Below are 21,952 nucleotides of genomic sequence, written 5' to 3'. Positions count from 1 at the left end.
TAGAGTAGAAACCAATAAGGATATTATTCTATGAAAAAAACACTTTCTATCTTATTTATACTTACTATAAGTATTTCTTTATTACAAGCTCAAGAAGATAATAAAACCAACTCTCAAGGTTCAATGCTAACTTTCAATTTAGTATCCCCTATTATAGATTATACTCCTAGATGGAACATAGGCTATACAAAACCTCTTAATGAAAAATGGTTAATTGGACTTGAACTTGGCTATGGAAATCATGATATCACAATTGTAGATTATAATCGCATAGAAAAAGATTACAAATTATGGGAAATACGTCCGCAAGTGTATTATATATTAAACCCTAATTATAAAATGAAAATGTATCTATCTGCCGAATTATTTTACATAAATCATACTGACACTTTTTTTAACGAGAATTATAACATTAATAATAACAGTCAAAACATTCGTTATGATAAAGCAGATTATAAAAGAATAAAAACTGGTGGAAACTTAAATTTTGGAGCATTTATTAACTTTAGCAAATACATAGGTGTAAATCCTAGTATAGGATTAGGTGTTAGAAATAGAAATGTAAGTTATTCTAATGTAGTAAACCCCCAAGAAACTATGTTTAATGATGATGATGGTGATTGGTTTGGCACTAACAACTACATAGAAGACACTGGCAATAACTTTAATATAAATTTTGCTTTAAATTTGAAATTATATTATAGGTTTTAATAAAAAAAGCCTAAACTAGAAAATTTAGGCTTTTTTTTATATTATAATTTTATTATTTCATTTTCATTAACCAAGTTCTAACATCTACTTCATCTTTTATAATCTGTCTTAGTTCATCAATTTTAACACGCTGTTGTTCCATAGTATCTCTATGACGAATAGTAACTGTATTATCATTTAAAGTATCATGATCTACAGTAATACAAAATGGAGTTCCGTTAGCATCTTGTCTTCTATAGCGTCTTCCTACCGCATCTTTTTCATCATAAGCAATATTAAAATCCCACTTTAAGTCCTCAACAATTTGTTTTGCTACTTCTGGCAGACCATCTTTTTTCACTAGTGGCAAAACAGCTGCCTTAAATGGTGCTAAAACAGCTGGTAATTTTAAAACTGTTCTTGTTGTATTATTCTCAAGCTCTTCTTCTTGTAATGCATTAGAAAACACAGCTAAAAACATACGATCTAAACCAATAGATGTCTCTAATACGTATGGTGTATAGTTTTTATTCTCTTCGTGATCGAAATATTGCATCTTCTTTCCAGAGTACTCTTCATGTGCTTTTAAATCGAAATCTGTACGCGAGTGTATCCCTTCTAGTTCTTTAAATCCAAATGGAAATTTAAACTCAATATCTGCTGCCGCATCTGCATAATGCGCTAGTTTTTCATGATCATGAAAACGGTAATTGTCTTCACCCATACCAAGCGACAAGTGCCATTTCATTCTAGCTTCTTTCCAATGTTTATACCATTCTCCTTGTGTTCCTGGTTTTATAAAAAATTGCATTTCCATTTGCTCAAACTCACGCATTCTAAAAATAAATTGTCTCGCTACAATTTCGTTTCTAAATGCTTTTCCTGTTTGCGCAATACCAAAAGGAATCTTCAATCTCCCAGTTTTCTGTACGTTTAGAAAGTTTACAAATATACCTTGAGCAGTTTCTGGTCTTAAATATAAGTCCATTGCACTTTCCGCGCTTGCTCCTAACTTTGTACCAAACATTAAGTTAAACTGCTTTACATCTGTCCAGTTCTTACTTCCAGATAAAGGGTCTGCAATTTCTAGTTCTTCAATTAGTAATTTTACATCTGCTAAATCTTCATTTTCTAAAGATTTTCCTAATCGGGAAAGAATAGTATCTATTTTTTCTTGATACCCTAAAACACGAGGATTAGTTGTTAAAAACTCTTCTTTATTAAAGGCATCTCCAAAACGTTTTGCTGCTTTTTTAACTTCCTTTTCAATTTTAGTTTCTATTTTAAGACAGTAGTCTTCTACTAAAACATCTGCTCTGTATCTTTTTTTAGAATCTTTATTATCTATTAATGGATCACTAAAAGCATCTACATGACCAGATGCTTTCCAGGTTGTAGGATGCATAAAAATAGCAGCATCTAATCCTACAATATTATCATGCATTTGTACCATAGCTTTCCACCAATAGTCGCGAATATTCTTTTTTAATTCTACTCCATTTTGTGCGTAATCGTAAACGGCACTTAGTCCGTCGTATATCTCACTACTTTGAAATACATAACCGTATTCTTTTGCATGAGAGATTACTTTTTTAAATTGATCGTCTTGATTTGCCATAGCTACAAAAATATAAAACCGCTCCAATTTATTGGAACGGTTTGTTAAAAATATGAGGGAATATTTTTATTTTAATTCAATGGTTGTTTTTCCTAATGTCTCACCATCATGAAAAACATTTATAAAATATAAACCTTTTTCTAATTTCACATCAATATCTTTTTCTATTAAAGAGCAGACATTAATATCTTCTTTATTATAATTTACAGTCTTTTTAAAAGAGTAAATTAAAGAACGTTTACCATAATCAACAAATCCTTTATTAGCAACTACATTCATTTTATTATCTAATATTTGAATGTATATTTCTTTCTCTCCACTATCAGCAAATTTATTACTTGTTAATGTAAAACACACATGTATTTGCTTTGCTTTATTAGCATGTCTAGTATCAACAATACGCTTAGATGTAACACGTTTTACAGCTTCGGCTTCCAAATTGGCAATTGATAACTGTTTTGCCGTTTCTAAATCTTCTTTTAGGCTAACATAAGATTTAGAAAGTACTTTGTGCTCTGTTTTAATTGCGTCAACTATAGACTTTTCTTTCTGTAAAACAGTTTCTATTTTTTTCGTTTTCGCTTTTAACTGAGTATTTTCTGTTTCTAAATTCTCTACTAAATTTAGTACTTTTTCGTTTTCTAATTTTAGAATTCGAATTTCACTTTTATACTTAGATATTAGTGCTCCACTTGGTTTTAACAGTTTAACAGAATCTAAAATACTTTTCATTCTATTTTTAGTTTTCTCAAACTGATATTTTAGATTGTCGTTTTCGACTTCAACCTTTTCATATTGAGAAATCATTTCAGATAATTCGCTTTCTACAAGTTTACTTTCTTGTTGAACGAACACCTGATTTTGTTTTACCTTCTCATAGCTACTATAACTAAAAGAACCTAAAACCACTATTGCTATAACCAATGAACCAATAATTAATCTGTAGTTAAATAATTGAGGGTTAACTATCATTTTAATAAATTAATTAAGCGAATCTATATATTAACCCCCTTTACTCTTCATTTTATTCGATGAAATGATAAAATAATTGATGAAGTTATATTTTTACTAAAAAAAACAAATAATTGAAAAACAAAGACAGCCTATAAATTTTATATAAGCTGTCCTTTTATAAATTAAATATATATCTCTTTCTCTATTTTAGCAGGAAAAACGTTTCCTCTACAATACCATAATTATTAAAAATCGAAACAAAATAGTGACCTTTTTCAAATTTCTCCCCAGAAGAAGGCTCTATAAATTCGCAGACATTTAATGCTTTATTATCGTACTGTACAGTTACCATTTTACTATATATTAATGTAGAAACTCCATCAATAGAAACTGTACCTCTATCACCTACAACATTATTACTAGGGTCTATAATTTGAATATAGTAATTTTGCACTCCCTTTGCGGCTACCTTATTTTCCTGGATAGTAAAGCAAGCGTGTATTTTTTTAGTTCTTTTTGCTTTTTTAGTTTCTACAATAATGTTATCACTTTTAATACGCTTTACTGCATTAATAGAAATACTACTAATTATTGGTTTTGATGCGTCTTTTAGTTTTTCTTTAAGCTTAGAAACATCCTCAAGTTTTGCTTTCAAACCTATATTCTTTTTAGATAGCTGAGAATTTTTCTTTTCAAATTTAGTGACTCTTTCTTTAGAATGTTCTAACTCTTGACCAACATAATCTGCTTGAACTTTTAAAAATTCATTTTCCTCATTTAGCTCTTCTACAAGTTCTAATATTCTTTTATTCTCTTCTTTTAGCTCTCTTAGTTGTTTTCTATAACTAAGAATTAATTGTGTACTTGGTTCGTAGGTTTGTACTGAATCTAGAACTTTAGAAATTCTATTTTTAGAAGCTGCAAGTCTATTTAAAAGCCCTTCATTTTCTACTTCAATATCATGATAAGCAAAAATCATATCGAATAATTCGGTGGCAACATTCTTATTCTCTTGAACTAAGAAAGTTTCATACTCTTGAATAGAGTGATAACTTTTATAACTGTAATAACTTAGAACAGACAAGACCACTACAAATGGTATAACAATGATTCTAAGATTATTGATTTGGGGATAAATAATCATTTTTTAATAGCGTTTACAATGTAAATTTAATAGTTAATCATTAACTTAAAAAAAAAATGAAAGACTATTCGTTAAAATGTTATAAATTTATGATGAACCCTGTTTTTTTATCGATTAAATGCTTAAATCAATCATAAACACCTTTCTTCCAGAGACTTGTAACTCTTGCCAATTAGCACTAAGTGACAACGAATCTTGTATTTGTACAGATTGTAGGCATTACTTACCTGTAACAGATTTTCATAAAAACAATAATGATTTTGTAAAAAAAATATTTTATGGTAGAATATTAATAGAACATGCAACTGCTTTATTAAGATTTGAAAAAAAAGGCATTGCACAACGATTAATTCATAATCTTAAATATAGAAAACAACAACAAGTAGGTACATTTTTAGGGCGTTGGCTTGGTAAAGAACTAAGTGAAATTGAAGTTTACAAAACGATAGACATTGTTATTCCTGTTCCACTACATAAAAAAAAGCTTCGCAGCAGAGGTTATAATCAAGTGGAAACTTTTGGAAAAGAAATTGCCTTGGCATTAAAAGCTAATTATCTAGATAATGTTTTATTAAAAATAACAAACACCTCTTCTCAAGTCAATAAAAAACGTTTTGCTAGATGGCAAAACAACAAAGAACTTTTTTGCATAATAAATGATAAAGCTATTAATAATAAACATATTCTTTTAGTGGATGATATTATTACAACCGGATCAACTATTGAAGCTTGTTCTATTGAACTCAATAAAGCAAAAAACGTTAAAATTAGCATTGCCACTATGGCAATTGCATAAAAACAGAGGCAAATTAAATATGCCCCTGTAATTACTATTGGTAGTTTTATAAAACATCACGCAATTTACTACAAATCATAATAGTAGTCTTTCCAATCACTCCATTCACAATCTTCTACACGAACTCTCCACCTACCTTGCACATTACCATCTAACTCTTCTAATGAACTGTAATTTACACTAATACTTTCTTGAGTACTAAGAAATTCTTCTTCAAAAAAATAAGGCGTTCCATAAGTTAAAATTCCTCCAAAAGAAATTCCTGGCTGAAACTCCACAGTATACCTTACTAATCCTGGTGGCGGTGGCGGTGGTGGAAAATTAAAACTTACTGTCCAATTAAGATTTACTCTACTTCTCATTTGGTGACCGTTCGTTTGACTTGTAATCTCTACATAATCGCAAAAAGCCAATTGTTCTAAACTTCCTTTAGAATTATTCCAAATATCATATAAATACAAGGTATTACTAATTGGTCCCAATTCTTTATTTTGAATTTCTTTGTTAAAAATCTGTTCTTCATTCTCAAAATTTTCTTGCTCATTAGAGCATGAATTAAACACTAATACAACTGCAAAGATTACAGTTAAAAATCTAATTTGTTTCATAATATAAAAGTTAAAAATTAATATATTAATCTGTTCTATACTAACAGAATATGTTACCCTCGATTTTGTAAAAAATATTTTATAGCAGAATATTTACAGAGCACATTATAACTTTATTAAGATTTAAAAAAGTATTACTCAACAAGTAATTCATAATCTTTACTATAAAAAAAACAGAGGCAAATTAAATATGCCTCTGTAATTACTATTAATAGTTATATAAAATCTCTCACAATTTATTATAAATCAAAATAGTGATCTTTCCAATCACTCCATTCACACTGTTCTTCACGAACTCTCCATCTTCCAGATACCGAACCATTTAAATCACTTATTGCATTATATGAAGCTGTAAAAGTATGTAGCACACCACTTCCAGCTGAAAGCGTTCTATGCTCATTAAATATATAAGATTCACCGTAAGTAGGAATACCTCCAGAATTTACTCCTACCTGAAACTCAATATTAAAAGTAACATCTTCTGAATTAACAAAATAACTTTCTAAATCCCATGAAAGATCTACACGACTTCTCATTTGTGGACCATTAGTAAGGCTTATTATATAAATCCCATCACACCAAAGCACATTACTCAATGAAGCTGAAGATGTTTTTTCTAAGCCTTGAGTATTTAACGTATTATTTTCTTCTTGAAAAACTACTTCTTCTGAAGAACAGGAGTTAAATACAAATCCAAAAACTAGCACTAAAACTAAAAAATTAAATATTTTCATTTGTAAAAAATTAAAATTAGCTTACTCTTTTAAGGCTTTTCAGCTTCCTCCTAAACAAATATAGATTGAGTATTTAGCATCAAAAAACAGATTTATATAAAAGCCATTACTGATTTCAAATTTGCTCTCAATCGTTTCATATTCGAAATTTGCTCAATAATTTTAAATGATTTTTTTTCTAACCTTAAATTCTTCATAAACTTTGTTATGAATACAACTTTGTTTTTCTTTAGTACATAAATAAATTGTTAATTTGCCAAACAATGCCTTTTTAATATGCGTAACACCCTTTTAAATTTCTTACTTTTAATAATAATTGCAGTAATCTTTGCTAATTGTGCCAATAGAGGAAATCCTAGTGGAGGAGAAAAAGATATTGACCCACCAAATATTACAAAGTCTTTTCCTGAAAATTACTCTACAAATTTTACAGGTAATGAGATTAAAATTTATTTTGATGAATACATAAAAATTAAGGATTTAAGCAAACAGCTTATTGTTTCTCCTCCAATGTCTACACCTCCAGAAATTACTCCTTTAGGTTCGGCCAGTAAGTATATTACTATTAAAATTTACGATACGTTAAAACCCAATACTACTTATGCTTTTAATTTTGGTAATAGTATAGTAGATAATAACGAAGAAAATCCTTACACATATTATAGATACGTACTTTCTACAGGGAATTATATTGATTCTTTGACAGTTAAAGGAAGTATTAAAGATGCCCTTAGCTTAAAAACAGATGATTTTGTTTCTGTCATGTTGTATGAGAAAGACTCTACATATAACGATTCTACAATTTACAAACGCACACCAGATTATATTACCAATACTTTAGATAGTACTACAAACTTTACTATAGAAAATGTAAAAGCTGGAACTTATATACTTCGTGCTTTAAAAGATGAAAATAGTGACAATAAATTTCAACAAGGATCTGATAAAATTGGTTTTTATGAAACTCCTATTACAGTCCCAAATGATTCTGCATTTTATGATTTAAAACTATTTTTAGAAGAACGAGACTATAAAGCTAGTAAACCCAAACTAGTAGCTGGAGAAAAAATAGCTTTTGGTTTTGAAGGCAATTACGAATCAGTAACTTTTGATGTTTTATCTAATGTTCCTTCAAATTATAAATCACGTTACATAAAAGACAAACAAGCTGATACTTTAAATTATTTCTACTCACCAAAACTAGACGTAGATTCTCTTATTTTTAAAGTAACTAATAAAAAAATTATAGACACTTTTACTGTAAAAATAAAAGATAATAAAAAAGACTCTTTAATTGTAAGTGCTAAACCTAGTGGTAATATAAAATTTAATGAAGATTTTAAATTAAATGGAAATATACCTTTTGAAAAAATAGACAAAAGTAAAATTGTAATTATAGATAAGGACTCTACTACGGTCTCTTTTAATACAGATTACGACAGTATTTCTAACACCTATTCTTTAAAGTTTAATAAGACTGAAGAAAATAATTATAACATAAAAGTTTACCCAAATGCATTAGTAGATCTTTTTGAAAACACTAATGACACTTTGAATTATAATTTACGAACTAAAACAGATTATAGTTATTACAACGCTCAAATTAATATTAGAAACGGTAAATTCCCTTTAATTGTTCAATTAACAGATAAAGATGGTAAAGTAGAGACAGAACAGTATTTAACGGAAGAAAAGCCTTTGGATTTTCTATATTTAGATCCTAAAGACTATTATTTACGTGTTGTTTTTGATACTAATAATAATGGTGTTTATGATTCTGGAAATTATTTAAAAGGTATGCAACCAGAACGTGTTAGTTATAATCCTGAGATAATAAAAGGAACAGCAGGTTTTGATCAAATAATAAATTTTATACTATTAGATTAAACGTATCTCTATCATTCAAAAACCCAAGATGTCTTCTGTTTTTTGCAATATGTTCTTTAGATAGTTCAATAACCTCAATACCTTCTTTATTTGGTTCTAGACTAGTTAATTGTTTTCCTAAAACATCATAAATAGTAGAATGTCCTGGATATTCATGGTTTGTAGCATCTAATCCTACCCGATTAACACCAATACAATAACTCATATTCTCAATAGCTCTTGCTTTAAGCAAAGCATCCCAAGCTGTAATTCTTGGTTTTGGCCAATTAGCAACATATAAAACAACATCATAATTAGCTGTATTTCTAGCCCAAACCGGAAAACGCAAATCATAACAAATTAAAGCTGCTATATTCCAACCTTTATATGTTATGATTTTTTGTTTTTTTCCCGCTTGATATACTTTATGTTCTCCTGCCAAAGTAAATGTATGTCTCTTATTATAATACTCAATCGTACCATCTGGTTTTACAAATAATAACCTATTATAATACTCTCCATCATCTTTAATAACTAAACTACCAACTATAGCAGATGCTTTTCTTTTTGCAATATCTAACATCCAATTTACAGTTTCTCCGTGCATTGTTTCTGCAACAGACTCTGCATTCATTGTAAAACCAGAAGTAAACATTTCTGGCAATACAATTACATCTACAATTTGAGAAATTGATTCAATTTTATTTGCAAAATTAATTCGATTTTGAACTGGGTTTTCCCAAACCAAGTTAGACTGAATAATTGCTACTTTTAGTTGGTCTTTCATTATTTTATAAACGTTGGAGTTTTTTATCTGCTTTTAAAATATTTGCATTAAGCTTCTCTATTTTCTTCAGCCATTTCTCTTCATCTTTAGGAGATAATTTTCCTTTTCTTTTAAGCTTATCGTATTTTTTTTGAGCATTCTCTAATTTAGAATTCGCTTTATTTAAAGCGGATTGTGCTTTTTCTTTTTTCTTTAAAGCTTTCTCTGCCTTTTTTTGTTTCTTTTGAACTTTCTTTAGCTCTTTTTCTGCTCTTTTTCTCTCTTTCTCTGCTTTCTTCTGTGCTTTTGCTATTTTATTAGCTTCTTTTTGAGCTTTTTTCTGAGCTTTTTCGTCTGCTTTTTTTGTCTCAAACTTATCTTTAATAATAGTTTGCTCTTCTTCTGTTAACGTGTTGGTAACATCTTCTCCATTTTTATAAATACTTTCTTTCTTCACTGTATAGATTTCATCGTTATGTGAAATTTCTTGAGCAAAAGAAATATTAATTGTGAATAATAAAATAAGTGTAATTTGTAATACTTTCATTAGTTATAGTTTTAAATTCAATAGAATTAAGCAAATATGTTGCCAAATTTATTTTATCAATTTATATTTTATTTAAAATATCGGCAGCTCTTTTTAAAGTCTCTTTCGTTTTTGCAAAACAGAAACGTAAAACTTTATCATCTTTTTTATTATCGTTAAAAACCGATAAAGGGATAGATGCTATTCCATTATCTATAGTTAATCGTTTTGCAAAATCAACATCGTTTTCTTTAGTGATTTCAGAAAACTCTAAAACCTGAAAATAAGTCCCTTTAGCTGGTATAAATTTAAACCTGGACTCTTCTATTAAGCCTAAAAACAAATCTCTTTTTTCTTGATAAAAAGCAGATAAGTCTAAATAATGGTCTGGTGTTTTTATATAGTCTGCTAATGCTTTTTGTGTTGGATGATTTACACTAAACACATTAAATTGATGTACTTTTCTAAATTCATCCATCAATACTTTTGGAGCACAACAATAACCTACTTTCCATCCTGTATTATGAAACGTTTTTCCAAAAGATGCAGTTATAAAGCTTCTAGATTTTAAATCCTGAAACTTACAAATACTTTGATGCTGTATTTCATCATATATAATGTGTTCGTATACTTCATCACTCAATACAATACAATTAGAATCTTCTGTTATTTTTTGAAGTGATAACATATCGGTTTCAGAGAAAACACTTCCACTAGGGTTTTGAGGTGTATTAACAATAATTAGTTTTGTTTTGTTTGAAAAACACTGTTCTACTTCATTCCAGTCAATAGCATAATTAGGTGCATTTAATTGTATTGATATTGTTTTTCCCCCATTAAGAGTTATAGCTGGTTCGTAGCAATCGTAAGCTGGACGAAAAATAATAACTTCATCATCTGCTCTTACAAAAGTGGAAATAATAGTATAAATTGCTTGAGTTGCACCAGCAGTAACTGTTATTTCATTGTCTGGATTATAAGTAGAACCATAAAGCAAATCCATTTTATTAGCAATCGCTTCTCGTAATTCCATGTTACCTGGCATTGGTGCGTATTGGTTATAACCCGATGACATAGCCTGCGAGACCATATCTATAAGCCTTTGATCGCTTTTAAAATTAGGAAATCCTTGAGATAAGTTAATAGCATTATGCTTATTCGCTAAGGCACTCATTACCGAAAAAATAGTAGTACCAACATTAGGTAGTTTAGATATGTGCTGCATTAATTCTTTAAATAAGCATAAAGTTACAATAATAAATAAAAGCTTTTTTTATATTTTGTACCATTCGTAAAAAAAATAAAACTATGAGACTTTTAAAATTCCTTTTACTTTTTATAACAATAAACATATCTGCACAACAAGGTGGCATGTGGATTCCTTCGCTTTTAGAAGGTATGAACGAAGAAGAAATGACCAATTTGGGCAGTAAACTAACTGCCAAAGATATATATGATGTAAATAATTCGAGCTTAAAGGATGCTATAGGTCATTTTAATGGTGGTTGCACTAGCGAAATAATTAGTGATCAAGGTTTAATATTAACAAATCATCACTGCGGTTTCTCTCAAATTCAATCACATTCTTCATTAGAGAATGATTATTTAAAAGATGGCTTTTGGGCCATGAATCTTGAAGACGAATTACCTAACGAAGGTTTGTTTATAGAATTCATTGTGCGTATTGAAGATATTACAACACAAGTATTAGCTGGTATAAATGATACTATGAATGAAAAAGAGAAACAGTCTACTATCTCTAAGAACAGTAATACAGCAATGGCTGCTGCTGCAAAAGAAGCTTGGCAAGACACTAAAGTAAAATCATTTTATAAAGGCAATCAATATTTTTTATTCGTGACTGAGCGATTTGAAGATATTCGTTTAGTGGGTGCGCCTCCTAGTAGTATTGGTAAATTTGGTAGCGATACAGATAATTGGGTATTTCCAAGGCATACAGGTGACTTTTCTATGTTTCGTATATATGCAGATGCTAATAATCGCCCAGCAAAATATAGTAAAGAGAATAAACCATATAAACCAAAACACTTTTTACCAATCTCTTTAGATGGAGTTGAAGAAGGAGATTTCACACTTGTTTTTGGATTTCCGGGTCGTACAAACGAATATTTACCAGCAGTTGCAATTGAGCATATTACTAAAGATTTTAATCCAAGTAATATTGCTATTCGCGAAGCTGCTTTAAAAGTTATAGATAATGCAATGAAATCTAGTGATGAGATTCGTATTAAATATGCTTCTAAACAAGCTAGAATAGCTAATGCTTGGAAAAAATGGATTGGTGAAAATTTAGGCATAGAAAAAAGTAATGCTGTAGCCGAAAGACAAAAACTTGAAGCTCAATTTACCAATGCGATAAAAGAAAAAGGGTTAGACAAAAAACATGGAAATATACTTCCTGAATTTGATCGCTTATATAAAGATTTTGCTGCTACAAATATTAAACGTAGAAATTTCATTGAAGTCTTTTTAGTGACTAATGAATTAATGCAAATGACGTTTAGAGCTTATCAATTTGAGCAAGGAATAACACTAAATCCAGGTGTTTTTGAACGTGCAAAAACAGGAACACTTAACAGGTTAAAAGGCATTCATAAAAATTACGATGTGAATGTTGACAAAGGAGTTTTTGAAGCTGTTATGCCATTTTACACCAAAAATGTAAATTCATTAATATACAGTGAAACAGCCTTTACTAATTTAAAATCAACTTTAGCTCTATTTGAAGGTGACGCAAAAGAGATCTTAAAGAAACTTAATAAAGATGCAGCTTACAAATATGCAAAACCAATAATAGAGAAATATTACAAAACTATTGATGCAGAATATCAACAAAAAAATGAAGCTATTAGTGCTTTACAAACTAAATACATGACAGCACTAATGGAAGCTTTACCCGATGCACGTTATTTTCCAGATGCAAATAGTACACTTCGCGTTACTTATGGCCAAGTTCGTGGTTATGCGCCAAGAGATGCCGTTTATTATCAACCTGTAAGTTATTTAGATGGTGTAATAGAAAAGTTTGTGCCTGGCGATTATGAATTTGATGTTCCGCAAAAACTGCGTGATTTATATGAAGCTAAAGATTATGGACAATATGCTGATGCTAATGGTAAAGTCCCTGTTTGCTTTTTAGGAACTAACCATACTACTGGTGGAAATTCGGGTAGTCCTGCAATAGATGCGCATGGAAATTTAATTGGACTTAATTTTGATCGTGTTTGGGAAGGCACGATGAGCGATATGAATTACGATCCTGAAATTTGTAGAAATATTATGGTAGATGCTCGCTATATATTATTTATTGTTGATAAATATGCTGGTGCAACACGATTAATTGATGAGATGAAATTGGTGCATCCTAAGAAGAAATAGAGTAAATTAATAAGTAAAAATCATCATTTACAATAACAATAAGCATAGAGTAGACTACTCTTATTTATACAAATCATCTTTAATATCCTCTCTTTCTCTTATACTTACTAGGAGTAATAAGAAGATAATTAATAATGCTAATATTTGAATTGTAATGATAATGATCACTTATTTTATATCTTATTTAATTTAAAATAAAAGCACATATAGTATTGCTTCTTATATAGTAAGACACTAAAAAACATAAAACGTCACTTTTATAGTATTTCAATTAAGCTATTAGAGATTTTAGTTATTGGGTATACTCTTTTGCCATTAGAGTTTTCAATAACCATACAAATGTTATCAATCGCTATTATCTTACCTTCAAAATCATTTATTCTTACTTGTTGTCCTATTTGGTAGTTTTTACGAGCGTAAAACCCAAAAAGTAATCTTGATATAATTTCCTTAGAGCCAAAACCTAATCCTATTGCAAATGAAGCTAAAAATGCCCCAAGAATAATAGACATATTATTAGTAATAATTTCTGTATTAACACCAGATTGATTTAAAGCAATAACAGTCATTATTAAAAAAATAATATAGAATATAATTCTACTTATAATATTAGACCCATTTATATCAAAAGAGCTTAACATGGTCTTTGTTGATTTGCTTACAACAGTTGCTAAATAGACTCCAAAAACAAAAATGATAAATGCGCTAAATACCTGCGGCAAATAAGCCAAAATTCTACTGACTTCATTTGATACAATTTCTAACCCAAGAATATCTGAACCAATTATAATAAAGATTAGTATTAAACACCACTTAACAAAAGTCAAAATAATCTTACTGGGTTGTATATTAATAGTTGTATTAAAAATGGAACCATTTTTAATAAACTTAGTAACAAAAGAGTCTATTTTGGCAAACCTTAGAGACTTCTTAACTACAAACAAAATAAACTTTAAAAGAAGCCAAGCAATAATAAAAAATACTATTGCCCCTAGTATTTTAGGAAGAAAATCTCCCAGTTCTCTAAACACATTTTCTATAGGTTTGAATTCTAACAATTTATCCATAATATTATTTATTTTTGCCTTTAGCTGTTTTTAAGATATCATTTAATGTACTTGGATGTTTAATCATAAATAAATCGGCTATATCAATTACAAGTTTTAATCGTTCAACATCGCCCATTACCTTAGATTTTACATCTATAGATATTTTTTCACTTTGTAGTATTTTTTTAAAAGGATTTTCCATTTTATAAACCTTTATATGAATCCATTAATCTTCCTTTAGCACGATTGAGTCTCATTTTAACAGCACTTGCTCCTAAATTAAGTGACTCCATTATTCCCTTTACCGTCATATCATCTTGATATTTCATAAGTAAAATCATTCTGTCTTCTGGCTTCAATTTTTGTAAAGCCTTTTTTAGCAATTCTGCATTTAATTTGAATATAGTTTCATCAAGTATTGGATGTTTAATTGTATTAACATCTTCAACATCAACAAATTTTTCATTCTTTTTTTTAACAACTCTTTGCACATAGTTTACACAGTGATTATACACTAAAGCATATAACCATGTTGAAAATTTAGATTCTCCTTTAAATGTTCTCAATTTTGCAAAAAGTAATATAAAAATATCATGTGTTAAATCTTCTGCTTCTTCTTTAGATTTTGCAAAACTCAAGCATTTATTGAAAATAATTTCAACATAACGATCGTAAAGAATAGCAAAAAAATAGGTGTTATTACTCTCCACTATTTTTGCTACCAACTCCTTGTCATTTAAACTATGTAGTGGTTTTATAGGTTTCAGTACGGCTAAATATTACTATCATCACTAATTTAGACACAAAATTTAAAAGTTGGTCACATAATAGTTTGAGATATTTTTCAATCTAATTTCAACTATCAAGCCAAAATATATTTTTGTATTTAATTATTATCTATATAATAAAAGAAGTAGTAAGAAAAGAAACTGAGAGACACTATATAATCATACTCTTAATTAATCTATTTAATAGCTTTAGCAATGCTAATTTTATGTCTAATTAAATAGTTTCTCTCAAAAGCTATATTAGTTTATTTTACAACACTTAACCAATCAGCTTCATGCGATTCATATTTTCCAAATTCACTGGGGTTTATGTATCCTTCAAATTCGTTAGAATAATTCCCTAAGTGTCTCAATCTTAATTTTGTTTTAAAACTTCCAGAATATTTATGCACAGCCGTTACACATAATTTATTTTTTTTAAGAACATATTCATAAACACCAGTCCCACAATAATAATAATCTTGTTTTTCAATTGGCTTCCACTCACCTTTTTCATTTTTGGCTTCTAAAATCATATAGATTAAACTTCCAAAACCGATGGCTATATCTGCATTTGTTTTATTAAATAAAAACACGGGATAAGCATTAGTAGGTTTCTCATAATTAAAACCGGGTGTTTCTTTAAAAATTATTTGAGTAGTATCTACTATAATTTTTAGCCCTTTTTTGAACTGAGTGTCATAGATATAAAAATCCTTTTCAGTATTAGAACGTAACCAATTATTAAGTCGGATTTCAGGTTTTAACTCTCCATCATACTGTACACCATAAGTGACTTTAACCAATTTATTTTCTATATCTAACAACTTCTTTTTATTATAGAAGTTTTTGACTTTAGGTAATGAAGTATATAATTCTTTCTCTTTTTTTTCTTGTATTGAAACCGAAGAAACTAAGAAAAAGCAAAAGACTATAATTAATCCGATATTTAAAAAATAGATGTTTTTCATTATAATATTGAAACAAATATTGTTCCAATGTTATACAATCTTCAATCGCTCTAATAACTCCTGTTTATAAGTACGTCCAACTGGCAATCTATTTCCATTTACATAAATCTCATTCCCAGAGATCTTATCAACATAATTTTTATTGATAATAAATGATTTATGAATTTGAATAAAATCATTTTTAGGTAATTTTTCTATCCAATTTTTTAACGAATCGATGTAAGATAATTTTTGCGTTTTAGTTAGTATGGTAATATAATTCCTGTCGCTTTCTATATGTAAGATGTCATTTATTATTATTTTATGATGTGTTTTATCGACATTTAAAAATAGAGTTTCACTTTTGTTTTCTTTAGAAACATTAGCTGCTTTAGCAGTGAATTTTTCAGCTTTATTTAAAGCTTTTAAAAACCGATCGAAAGAAAATGGTTTTACTAAATAATCTACAATAGTCTCTAATGCAAAGCTATCTACAGCATAATCTGGGTAAGCCGTTGTCATTATTATTGCTGGTGGATTTTTAATCGTTTTTATAAAATCTAATCCTGAAATATCTGGCAAGTTTATATCGAGAAACACAAGATCTACTGTATTAGTATTTAAAAACGTATTGGCTTCAATAGCAGCTTTAAAAACGCCTTTTAATTCTATATTAGGTAATTTACCTAAAAAGTTCTTTAGAATATTTTGAGCTGGTATTTCATCTTCTAATATTATACAGGTCATGCTAAATTTAGTTTTAATGTAACCTTAAATGTATCAGATTTATCAATAATAAAACTGTAGTTATCTTTATATATTAACTGTAATCGCTTTTCTAAATTTTGTAAGCCTATTTTAAAATTAGCTGAATCTTCATTTTTATTATAATCATTTGCACAAACACATTGCAAAAGACCATTTTTTTCCATTATAGAAATAGAAATATCACTATTTAGTGTACTATGTTTAAAAGCGTTTTCAATAATGGTTATTAATAATAGTGGCGCTATTTTTTTGTTTGTAGACTGTATTTCTGTTTTATAAAAAATTTGTTTTACGCCTTCTGTTCGTATTCGTTGAAACTTAATGTAATTATCTAGAAACTGAAGTTCTTTTTCTAACGAAATAGTTTCTGCATTACTTTCGTATAACACATGTTTTAAATTATCTGATAACATTAAAATAAGCTCTGGAACCTCGTTTGGTTTTTCTATAGAATAAGAATAAATAGTATTTAAGTTATTAAACAATACATGCGGATTTATTTGTGATTTCAAGAATTTTAACTCCATTTCTGTATGCTCTTTCTTTACTCGCTCTACTTCTGCTTGTTTATCTATATAACGGTACAAAATCCATACAAATGAAAAGAAAATTAAAGGTACTAATGTTTGCCATAAGTAGTCACTAAGGCATTTCATTACAGAACAGCCACATTTAGTAAACACATTACAATATAATTGTGTTGCAAAAAATGAAATAATTGCAAATACAAAGACATACGGTATATACCATTTCTTTTTTACAAATAAAGGAAGTAGTAAAATATTATTTACATATACTATAACTACGAGTATTGATAAATACTGTAAAAACGGATTCTCTTTCCAGTAGTATCTAGAAAATACAAATAAAGATACCAATACAAAAAGCATCCAGAATAAGATGTGTACTAATATTTGCGAGCCATGTTTTTTTAAAAAAGTGTCTTTCACTATTGAAAAGTACTTAGAAATGAGTTAACCATCAAAAATGAAGTACAAAAACCCATCTTAACGTGACAAACTACATGTATTTCTTTCATTGACCACTTTAAGTTTGTTGTTTGTACAAATTATTATGGCTTAAGATATTTAGAATTTACTTTTGAAACATCATCAAACAAATTAATAAACTCATGAACCATCCATAGCTATATAGCTTTATTTAGTAAAATCAATATTAAGGATGCTACACGTGACCGTTAAAAACATTAATTAAAACACATGAAACGAACAGTTATTTTAATCGCATTATTTTTAAGCCTATCAATTGGTTTTTCGCAAAGTATTAATCAAGTTGTAGAATACGGAGAAGGAAAACAAATGTTGCTTGGAAAAATAGATAAAAAAGGTTTAACAAAAGCAACTTTTAAAGAATGGTTTAATAAAAATCATGATGCTTATTTAGCCAATAACAAAATTATTAAAACAATTAAAGACTCACTTAAAGGTTACACAATTAAAGCTTTTTTAGGTACTTGGTGTGGCGATAGCAAAAAGGAAGTTCCCCGTTTTTATTCGGTTTTAGAGGAAGCAAATTACCCTATGAATCAATTAGAAGTTATTGCTTTAAATAGAAGTGACGACGCTTATAAACAAGGTCCAAATGGTGAAGAAAAAGGTATGAATATTCATCGTGTCCCAACTTTTATATTTTATAAAGATGGTAAAGAAGTCAACAGAATTGTTGAACACCCAAAAGAAACGTTTGAGCGTGACATACTTAAAATTACAACTACAACTAAATACAGACCAAACTACCTAGCTGTGACTTATCTTAATAATCAGTTAGAAAATAAATCTTTGGATTCACTTAAAACTATGGAAACAGAATTAATTCCAAGATTAGCAGAGTTTGTAAAAGGTAGTCGTGAACTTAATACATATGGCTATGTATTTTTAAGAGCTGAACAGACTGAAAAAGCATTGTATATTTTCGATTTGAATACAAAGATTTTTCCTTATAAGCATAATGTTTACGATAGTTTAGGCGAAGCTTATTTTATCACTAAAAATTATACTGAAGCGTTAAAGAACTATTATAAAGTATTAAGTTTAAAACCTGAAGATAAGAATGCATTAGAGATGATAGCCAAAATAAAAGCATTAAGTTAATTTCATGAAAATGAAAACGATTTCACTTTTCACTATATTTCTCTTTTTTATATTGAGTTGTAATAATGAAATAGAAGGCACATATTACGAAAATCAAATTGGAGACACAGCTTATAATCCAAATACAGATAACAAAGATTTTAAATTCTGTGACTCTACAAATGTTCTACACAAACGAGCACTTATTAAATATAATGGAGGTGAAAAAGCTTTAGAAGCAGAACTATTAAATAAATTTGTTTTTAATCCAAAGTTTGAACATTTCTCAGGTTATTTTATTGTAAGATTCGCTATAAATTGTAAGAACAAAACTGGACGTTATAGATTACAAACTCTCGACTCTTCATTCCTTAAAACAAAACCTCCAAATCAACTATCAGAACATATTTTAAGTATTATAAAAAGTTTAAATGGCTGGAATCATCCTTTTTACAAAGGTAAAGATCTCGATGGCTATAGTTTTTTTACTATTAAAATAATAAATGGGGAAATTCAAAAAACATGAAAACAACAATTTTAATACTATCGTTTTTTATTTTTTGTTCAAAAAGTTTTAGTCAAGTTAACTGCTATATTTATCCAGAAAACAGTAGAGAAAGAAAAGCTTGTGAACTTAGTGATGAAGCTTTAAAATATAAACAAGGTAGTAAAGAGTCTCAACTACTTTTTGATAAGGCTATTACTTTAGGTCCAAAATTTCATTGGGCATATTATGAAAAATCTGTTCCTTATTTTAAAAGAGGGTTTTTAATTGAAGGACTTAAGTTATTAAATGAAGCTGTAAAATTAAAACCTCTAGACTATTTATGGTATAGAGCTTACTGGTATTGGCAATATAAAAATAATGAACTATGTATTAAAGACTTAGAAACTTATTATGCAATGCCAAAAGCGTATATACAATTTACGCCAGGTGGTGAAAAAGATATGCGTATTATTTTAGGTTTAGCATATGCCAAAACTGGTAATTACACTAAAGGGATAGAAACTATTCTTAACTGCTTAAATAGTTATAAAACTGAAGATGATTTTGGATTTGCAGATTACCATTCTTTAGGAGTTTTATATGTTAAAAATAAACAATACGATAAAGCAATAAAGGCTTTAAAAAAGCAAATTATTATAAATAAAGACCTTGCTGATACTTATTATTATTTAGGTATTGCGTACAAAGAAAAACTAGATTTAAAGGAAGCAAAAAAACAATTTAAAAATGCCCTTTTAAAGTTTCAAGACACTAATAAATTCATTAATATAAATGCTGGTTTCAAAGTTTATAAATCCGATATATTAGAAGCGATTGAAAAGCTAGAATAAATATTAAGCATTCCATTTCTCAAGAAAAATCTTCTTGTAACTATCACTAATAGGCAGTTTTTGATTTTGTATAACAACCCTATTACCTTCTACATAATCTATTTCATTAATATTAATTATATAAGATCTATGTATTCTAATAAAATTAGAAGAAGGCAACTTAAGTTCAATGTCTTTTAATGTCCCATATATTAAAAGTTTTTCGTCATTTTTAAGATAATAGTTGACATATTCATTTTCTCCTTTAACATATAGTATAGAACTTAATGCTATTCGATAAGTCTTTTTATTATATTTTAAATTAATATATTCTATCTCCTTTTTATAATTTGTAGTAGTATCATTTTTATTTATATCAACTTTATTAATAGCTTTTAAAAATCTAGAAAACTCAATAGGTTTAAGTAAGTAATCTGTAACATTATGTTCGTAGCCTTCTAATGCATATTCTCTATACGCAGTAGTTAATATAATAGCAGACGGATTCTCTAATGTTTTTAAAAAATCTAATCCAGAAATATCTGGCATTCTAATATCTAGTAGTATTATATCTATTGATTTTTCTTTTAAAAGCGATAAGGCTTCAATTGGGGATTTAAAAGAACCTATAAGATCCAGATGTTCTATCTTAGAGATATAATTCTCTAAAAGTTTTCTAGCTAATTGTTCATCATCTATTATAATTATATTAAGCTTCATCCGTGTTTGTTGTTATAGATAAGTTTATTATATAATCATTTTCTTTTTGTTCAATATGTAATTGATGCTTGTTTGGATATAATAACTCCAATCTCCTTTTAACATTAATAATTCCTATTCCACTAGATTCATCAACAGATTTCTTTGGTCTATAGGAATTTTTTATTTTAAAAATCACTTGCTCCTGTTTTGTATATAGATCGATCTCTATATAGCCATTTTTCACATCTTCTACATTTCCATGCTTAAAAGCATTTTCCACAAATGGAATTAATAACATAGGAGCAATTTTCAAAGTTTTATTTGCCTTTACAAAATCAAAAGTAATTGTTTCTATACCATCATCTTTTAATTTAAAAAGGCCTATAAAATTATTAATATGTTGTATTTCTTCATGTAAACTAACTAATTCTTTTTTTGATCCATACAAAGAATAGTCTAACATTTTAGAAAGTTGCATAATAGCTGAAGAACTTTGAGCATTGTTAAAAACAGACAGCGAATAAATATTATTAAGAGTATTAAATAAAAAATGTGGGTTTATCTGCGAAATCAAAAAATCTTTTTCGGCTTTAGCTAGTAATGTTTCTTTTTCTTCTCTTTTTTTTAGTTCAGAAAAATTATAAAACAAGAAACTAATAAATATAGCCAGTAAAACTGGCATCATATGGTTAAAAATTATTTCTAAAGAATCTATATCAAAATATCTTAAGTTAAACACCGTATTTAGAGAGTAACTATGATCTCTATTAAGGTGAGAAATATAAAAAGATAATCTAACAAAAAAATCTAATGTGAAAACCGAAAAAATCAGCAATAAAAAATTTATCAATCCGTAACGGACATACATTTTACTTGAATAATATTTTGGTATTAGCACATTATAATTAAAATAAAAAACAAGCATTTGCATACTTATAACCCCTAAAGTTCTAAATACTGTTTCAAGTAAATTTGTAAGCACGCTAAATATGAAAAAAATAAATAAAGTGTATAGTACCCAGAAAATAATATGTTTTTGTCTCCCTTTCACTAACAAACTTTATTTATCGTTTATCTAACAAAAAAAATAGTACATATTGCCCCATTCTCTTCTTTATTAATTTATATAATATAAATATATAAGCTATTTAACTATGTCCTATTACTTTTTAAATAAACTAGGTCATAAATTAAGTGAATTATAGTGA

Annotated in this window: 23 protein-coding genes; 7 read left to right on the top strand and 16 right to left on the bottom strand. The window is 28.1% G+C overall.

Annotation, left to right across the window (positions count from 1 at the left end; genetic code table 11):
- Positions 1–30 precede the first annotated feature (30 nt).
- The gene (locus tag Q0997_RS02740; protein WP_299884203.1) at positions 31–711 is read left to right on the top strand and encodes a hypothetical protein; all 681 of its coding nucleotides are present in this window, start codon (positions 31–33) and stop codon (positions 709–711) included.
- Positions 712–763: 52 nt separating this feature from the next.
- Here Q0997_RS02740 and Q0997_RS02735 read toward each other — a convergent pair whose 3' ends face one another.
- The 3 genes from Q0997_RS02735 to Q0997_RS02725 all read right to left on the bottom strand — a co-directional run bounded on the left by Q0997_RS02735 (position 764) and on the right by Q0997_RS02725 (position 4,406).
- Positions 764–2,308, bottom strand: coding sequence for a glycine--tRNA ligase (locus tag Q0997_RS02735; RefSeq protein ID WP_299884201.1), 1,545 nt, complete (start codon positions 2,306–2,308; stop codon positions 764–766).
- Between the two features lie 66 nt (positions 2,309–2,374).
- A complete protein-coding gene (locus Q0997_RS02730) occupies positions 2,375–3,280 on the bottom strand; it encodes a hypothetical protein (RefSeq protein ID WP_299884199.1) in 906 nt (301 codons plus the stop codon).
- Positions 3,281–3,464: 184 nt separating this feature from the next.
- A complete protein-coding gene (locus Q0997_RS02725) occupies positions 3,465–4,406 on the bottom strand; it encodes a hypothetical protein (protein ID WP_299884197.1) in 942 nt (313 codons plus the stop codon).
- 118 nt (positions 4,407–4,524) lie between these two features.
- Here Q0997_RS02725 and Q0997_RS02720 point away from each other — a divergent pair, with 118 nt between their 5' ends.
- The gene (locus tag Q0997_RS02720) at positions 4,525–5,202 is read left to right on the top strand and encodes a ComF family protein (RefSeq protein ID WP_299884195.1); all 678 of its coding nucleotides are present in this window, start codon (positions 4,525–4,527) and stop codon (positions 5,200–5,202) included.
- A 68-nt stretch (positions 5,203–5,270) separates the two neighbouring features.
- On the opposite strand, the gene Q0997_RS02715 is transcribed toward Q0997_RS02720, so the two are convergent.
- Both Q0997_RS02715 and Q0997_RS02710 read right to left on the bottom strand, forming a co-directional pair.
- Entirely contained in the window at positions 5,271–5,810 is a 540-nt protein-coding gene (locus tag Q0997_RS02715) for a hypothetical protein (protein ID WP_299884193.1), read from the bottom strand.
- Between the two features lie 239 nt (positions 5,811–6,049).
- Positions 6,050–6,544 (bottom strand): hypothetical protein, encoded by a 495-nt coding sequence (locus tag Q0997_RS02710; RefSeq protein WP_299884192.1) that lies wholly within the window; start codon positions 6,542–6,544, stop codon positions 6,050–6,052.
- 276 nt (positions 6,545–6,820) lie between these two features.
- Between Q0997_RS02710 and Q0997_RS02705 the strand changes: the two genes are divergently transcribed.
- Entirely contained in the window at positions 6,821–8,431 is a 1,611-nt protein-coding gene (locus Q0997_RS02705) for an Ig-like domain-containing domain (protein WP_299884190.1), read from the top strand.
- Here the strand turns inward: Q0997_RS02705 and Q0997_RS02700 are convergent.
- The 3 genes from Q0997_RS02700 to Q0997_RS02690 form a co-directional block, all read right to left on the bottom strand.
- Complete coding sequence (locus tag Q0997_RS02700) at positions 8,415–9,197, bottom strand: amidohydrolase (protein ID WP_299884188.1); 783 nt, start codon at positions 9,195–9,197, stop codon at positions 8,415–8,417. The two genes, Q0997_RS02705 and Q0997_RS02700, sit on opposite strands and share 17 nt — an antisense overlap.
- Positions 9,198–9,201: 4 nt before the next feature.
- The gene (locus tag Q0997_RS02695) at positions 9,202–9,723 is read right to left on the bottom strand and encodes a hypothetical protein (RefSeq protein ID WP_299884187.1); all 522 of its coding nucleotides are present in this window, start codon (positions 9,721–9,723) and stop codon (positions 9,202–9,204) included.
- A 61-nt stretch (positions 9,724–9,784) separates the two neighbouring features.
- On the bottom strand, positions 9,785–10,927 hold the full coding sequence (locus tag Q0997_RS02690) for a methionine aminotransferase (protein ID WP_299884185.1): 1,143 nt from the start codon (positions 10,925–10,927) through the stop codon (positions 9,785–9,787).
- Between the two features lie 83 nt (positions 10,928–11,010).
- Here Q0997_RS02690 and Q0997_RS02685 point away from each other — a divergent pair, with 83 nt between their 5' ends.
- Positions 11,011–13,101, top strand: a complete 2,091-nt coding sequence (locus Q0997_RS02685) for a S46 family peptidase (protein ID WP_299884183.1) — start codon at positions 11,011–11,013, stop codon at positions 13,099–13,101.
- 257 nt (positions 13,102–13,358) lie between these two features.
- Here the strand turns inward: Q0997_RS02685 and Q0997_RS02680 are convergent, their stop codons facing one another.
- The 6 genes from Q0997_RS02680 to Q0997_RS02655 all read right to left on the bottom strand — a co-directional run bounded on the left by Q0997_RS02680 (position 13,359) and on the right by Q0997_RS02655 (position 17,585).
- Positions 13,359–14,168 (bottom strand): mechanosensitive ion channel domain-containing protein, encoded by an 810-nt coding sequence (locus tag Q0997_RS02680; RefSeq protein WP_299884181.1) that lies wholly within the window; start codon positions 14,166–14,168, stop codon positions 13,359–13,361.
- Between the two features lie 4 nt (positions 14,169–14,172).
- Positions 14,173–14,352: a hypothetical protein gene (locus tag Q0997_RS02675; protein ID WP_299884178.1), complete on the bottom strand. Its 180-nt coding sequence runs from the start codon at positions 14,350–14,352 to the stop codon at positions 14,173–14,175.
- Position 14,353: 1 nt separating this feature from the next.
- Positions 14,354–14,875: a sigma-70 family RNA polymerase sigma factor gene (locus tag Q0997_RS02670; protein ID WP_299884176.1), complete on the bottom strand. Its 522-nt coding sequence runs from the start codon at positions 14,873–14,875 to the stop codon at positions 14,354–14,356.
- A gap of 308 nt (positions 14,876–15,183) precedes the next feature.
- On the bottom strand, positions 15,184–15,888 hold the full coding sequence (locus tag Q0997_RS02665; protein WP_299884174.1) for a hypothetical protein: 705 nt from the start codon (positions 15,886–15,888) through the stop codon (positions 15,184–15,186).
- Positions 15,889–15,918: 30 nt separating this feature from the next.
- Positions 15,919–16,614, bottom strand: coding sequence for a LytTR family DNA-binding domain-containing protein (locus Q0997_RS02660; protein WP_299884172.1), 696 nt, complete (start codon positions 16,612–16,614; stop codon positions 15,919–15,921).
- The gene (locus Q0997_RS02655; RefSeq protein WP_299884170.1) at positions 16,611–17,585 is read right to left on the bottom strand and encodes a sensor histidine kinase; all 975 of its coding nucleotides are present in this window, start codon (positions 17,583–17,585) and stop codon (positions 16,611–16,613) included. The genes Q0997_RS02660 and Q0997_RS02655 overlap by 4 nt, the downstream gene beginning before the upstream one ends.
- 270 nt (positions 17,586–17,855) lie before the next feature.
- Between Q0997_RS02655 and Q0997_RS02650 the strand changes: the two genes are divergently transcribed.
- The 3 genes from Q0997_RS02650 to Q0997_RS02640 are packed head-to-tail and all read left to right on the top strand — an operon-like array spanning position 17,856 to position 20,063.
- Positions 17,856–18,746, top strand: coding sequence for a hypothetical protein (locus Q0997_RS02650; RefSeq protein WP_299884169.1), 891 nt, complete (start codon positions 17,856–17,858; stop codon positions 18,744–18,746).
- A gap of 10 nt (positions 18,747–18,756) precedes the next feature.
- A complete protein-coding gene (locus tag Q0997_RS02645; RefSeq protein WP_299884167.1) occupies positions 18,757–19,251 on the top strand; it encodes a hypothetical protein in 495 nt (164 codons plus the stop codon).
- A complete protein-coding gene (locus tag Q0997_RS02640; protein WP_299884165.1) occupies positions 19,248–20,063 on the top strand; it encodes a hypothetical protein in 816 nt (271 codons plus the stop codon). Before Q0997_RS02645 ends, Q0997_RS02640 begins: the two co-directional genes overlap by 4 nt.
- 3 nt (positions 20,064–20,066) lie before the next feature.
- On the opposite strand, the gene Q0997_RS02635 is transcribed toward Q0997_RS02640, so the two are convergent.
- Both Q0997_RS02635 and Q0997_RS02630 read right to left on the bottom strand, forming a co-directional pair.
- Positions 20,067–20,762: a LytTR family DNA-binding domain-containing protein gene (locus Q0997_RS02635; RefSeq protein ID WP_299884163.1), complete on the bottom strand. Its 696-nt coding sequence runs from the start codon at positions 20,760–20,762 to the stop codon at positions 20,067–20,069.
- Positions 20,752–21,483 carry a sensor histidine kinase gene (locus Q0997_RS02630; RefSeq protein ID WP_299884161.1) on the bottom strand — a complete coding sequence of 244 codons (732 nt, stop codon included), beginning with the start codon at positions 21,481–21,483 and terminating at the stop codon, positions 20,752–20,754. The genes Q0997_RS02635 and Q0997_RS02630 overlap by 11 nt, the downstream gene beginning before the upstream one ends.
- Between the last annotated feature and the right edge of the window lie 469 nt (positions 21,484–21,952).

Source organism: uncultured Lacinutrix sp. (assembly GCF_947500325.1).
Classification (GTDB): Bacteria; Bacteroidota; Bacteroidia; order Flavobacteriales; family Flavobacteriaceae; genus Lacinutrix.
The sequence above is the reverse complement of the archived record's forward strand: the minus strand, read 5'-3'. Positions and strand labels throughout refer to the sequence as shown.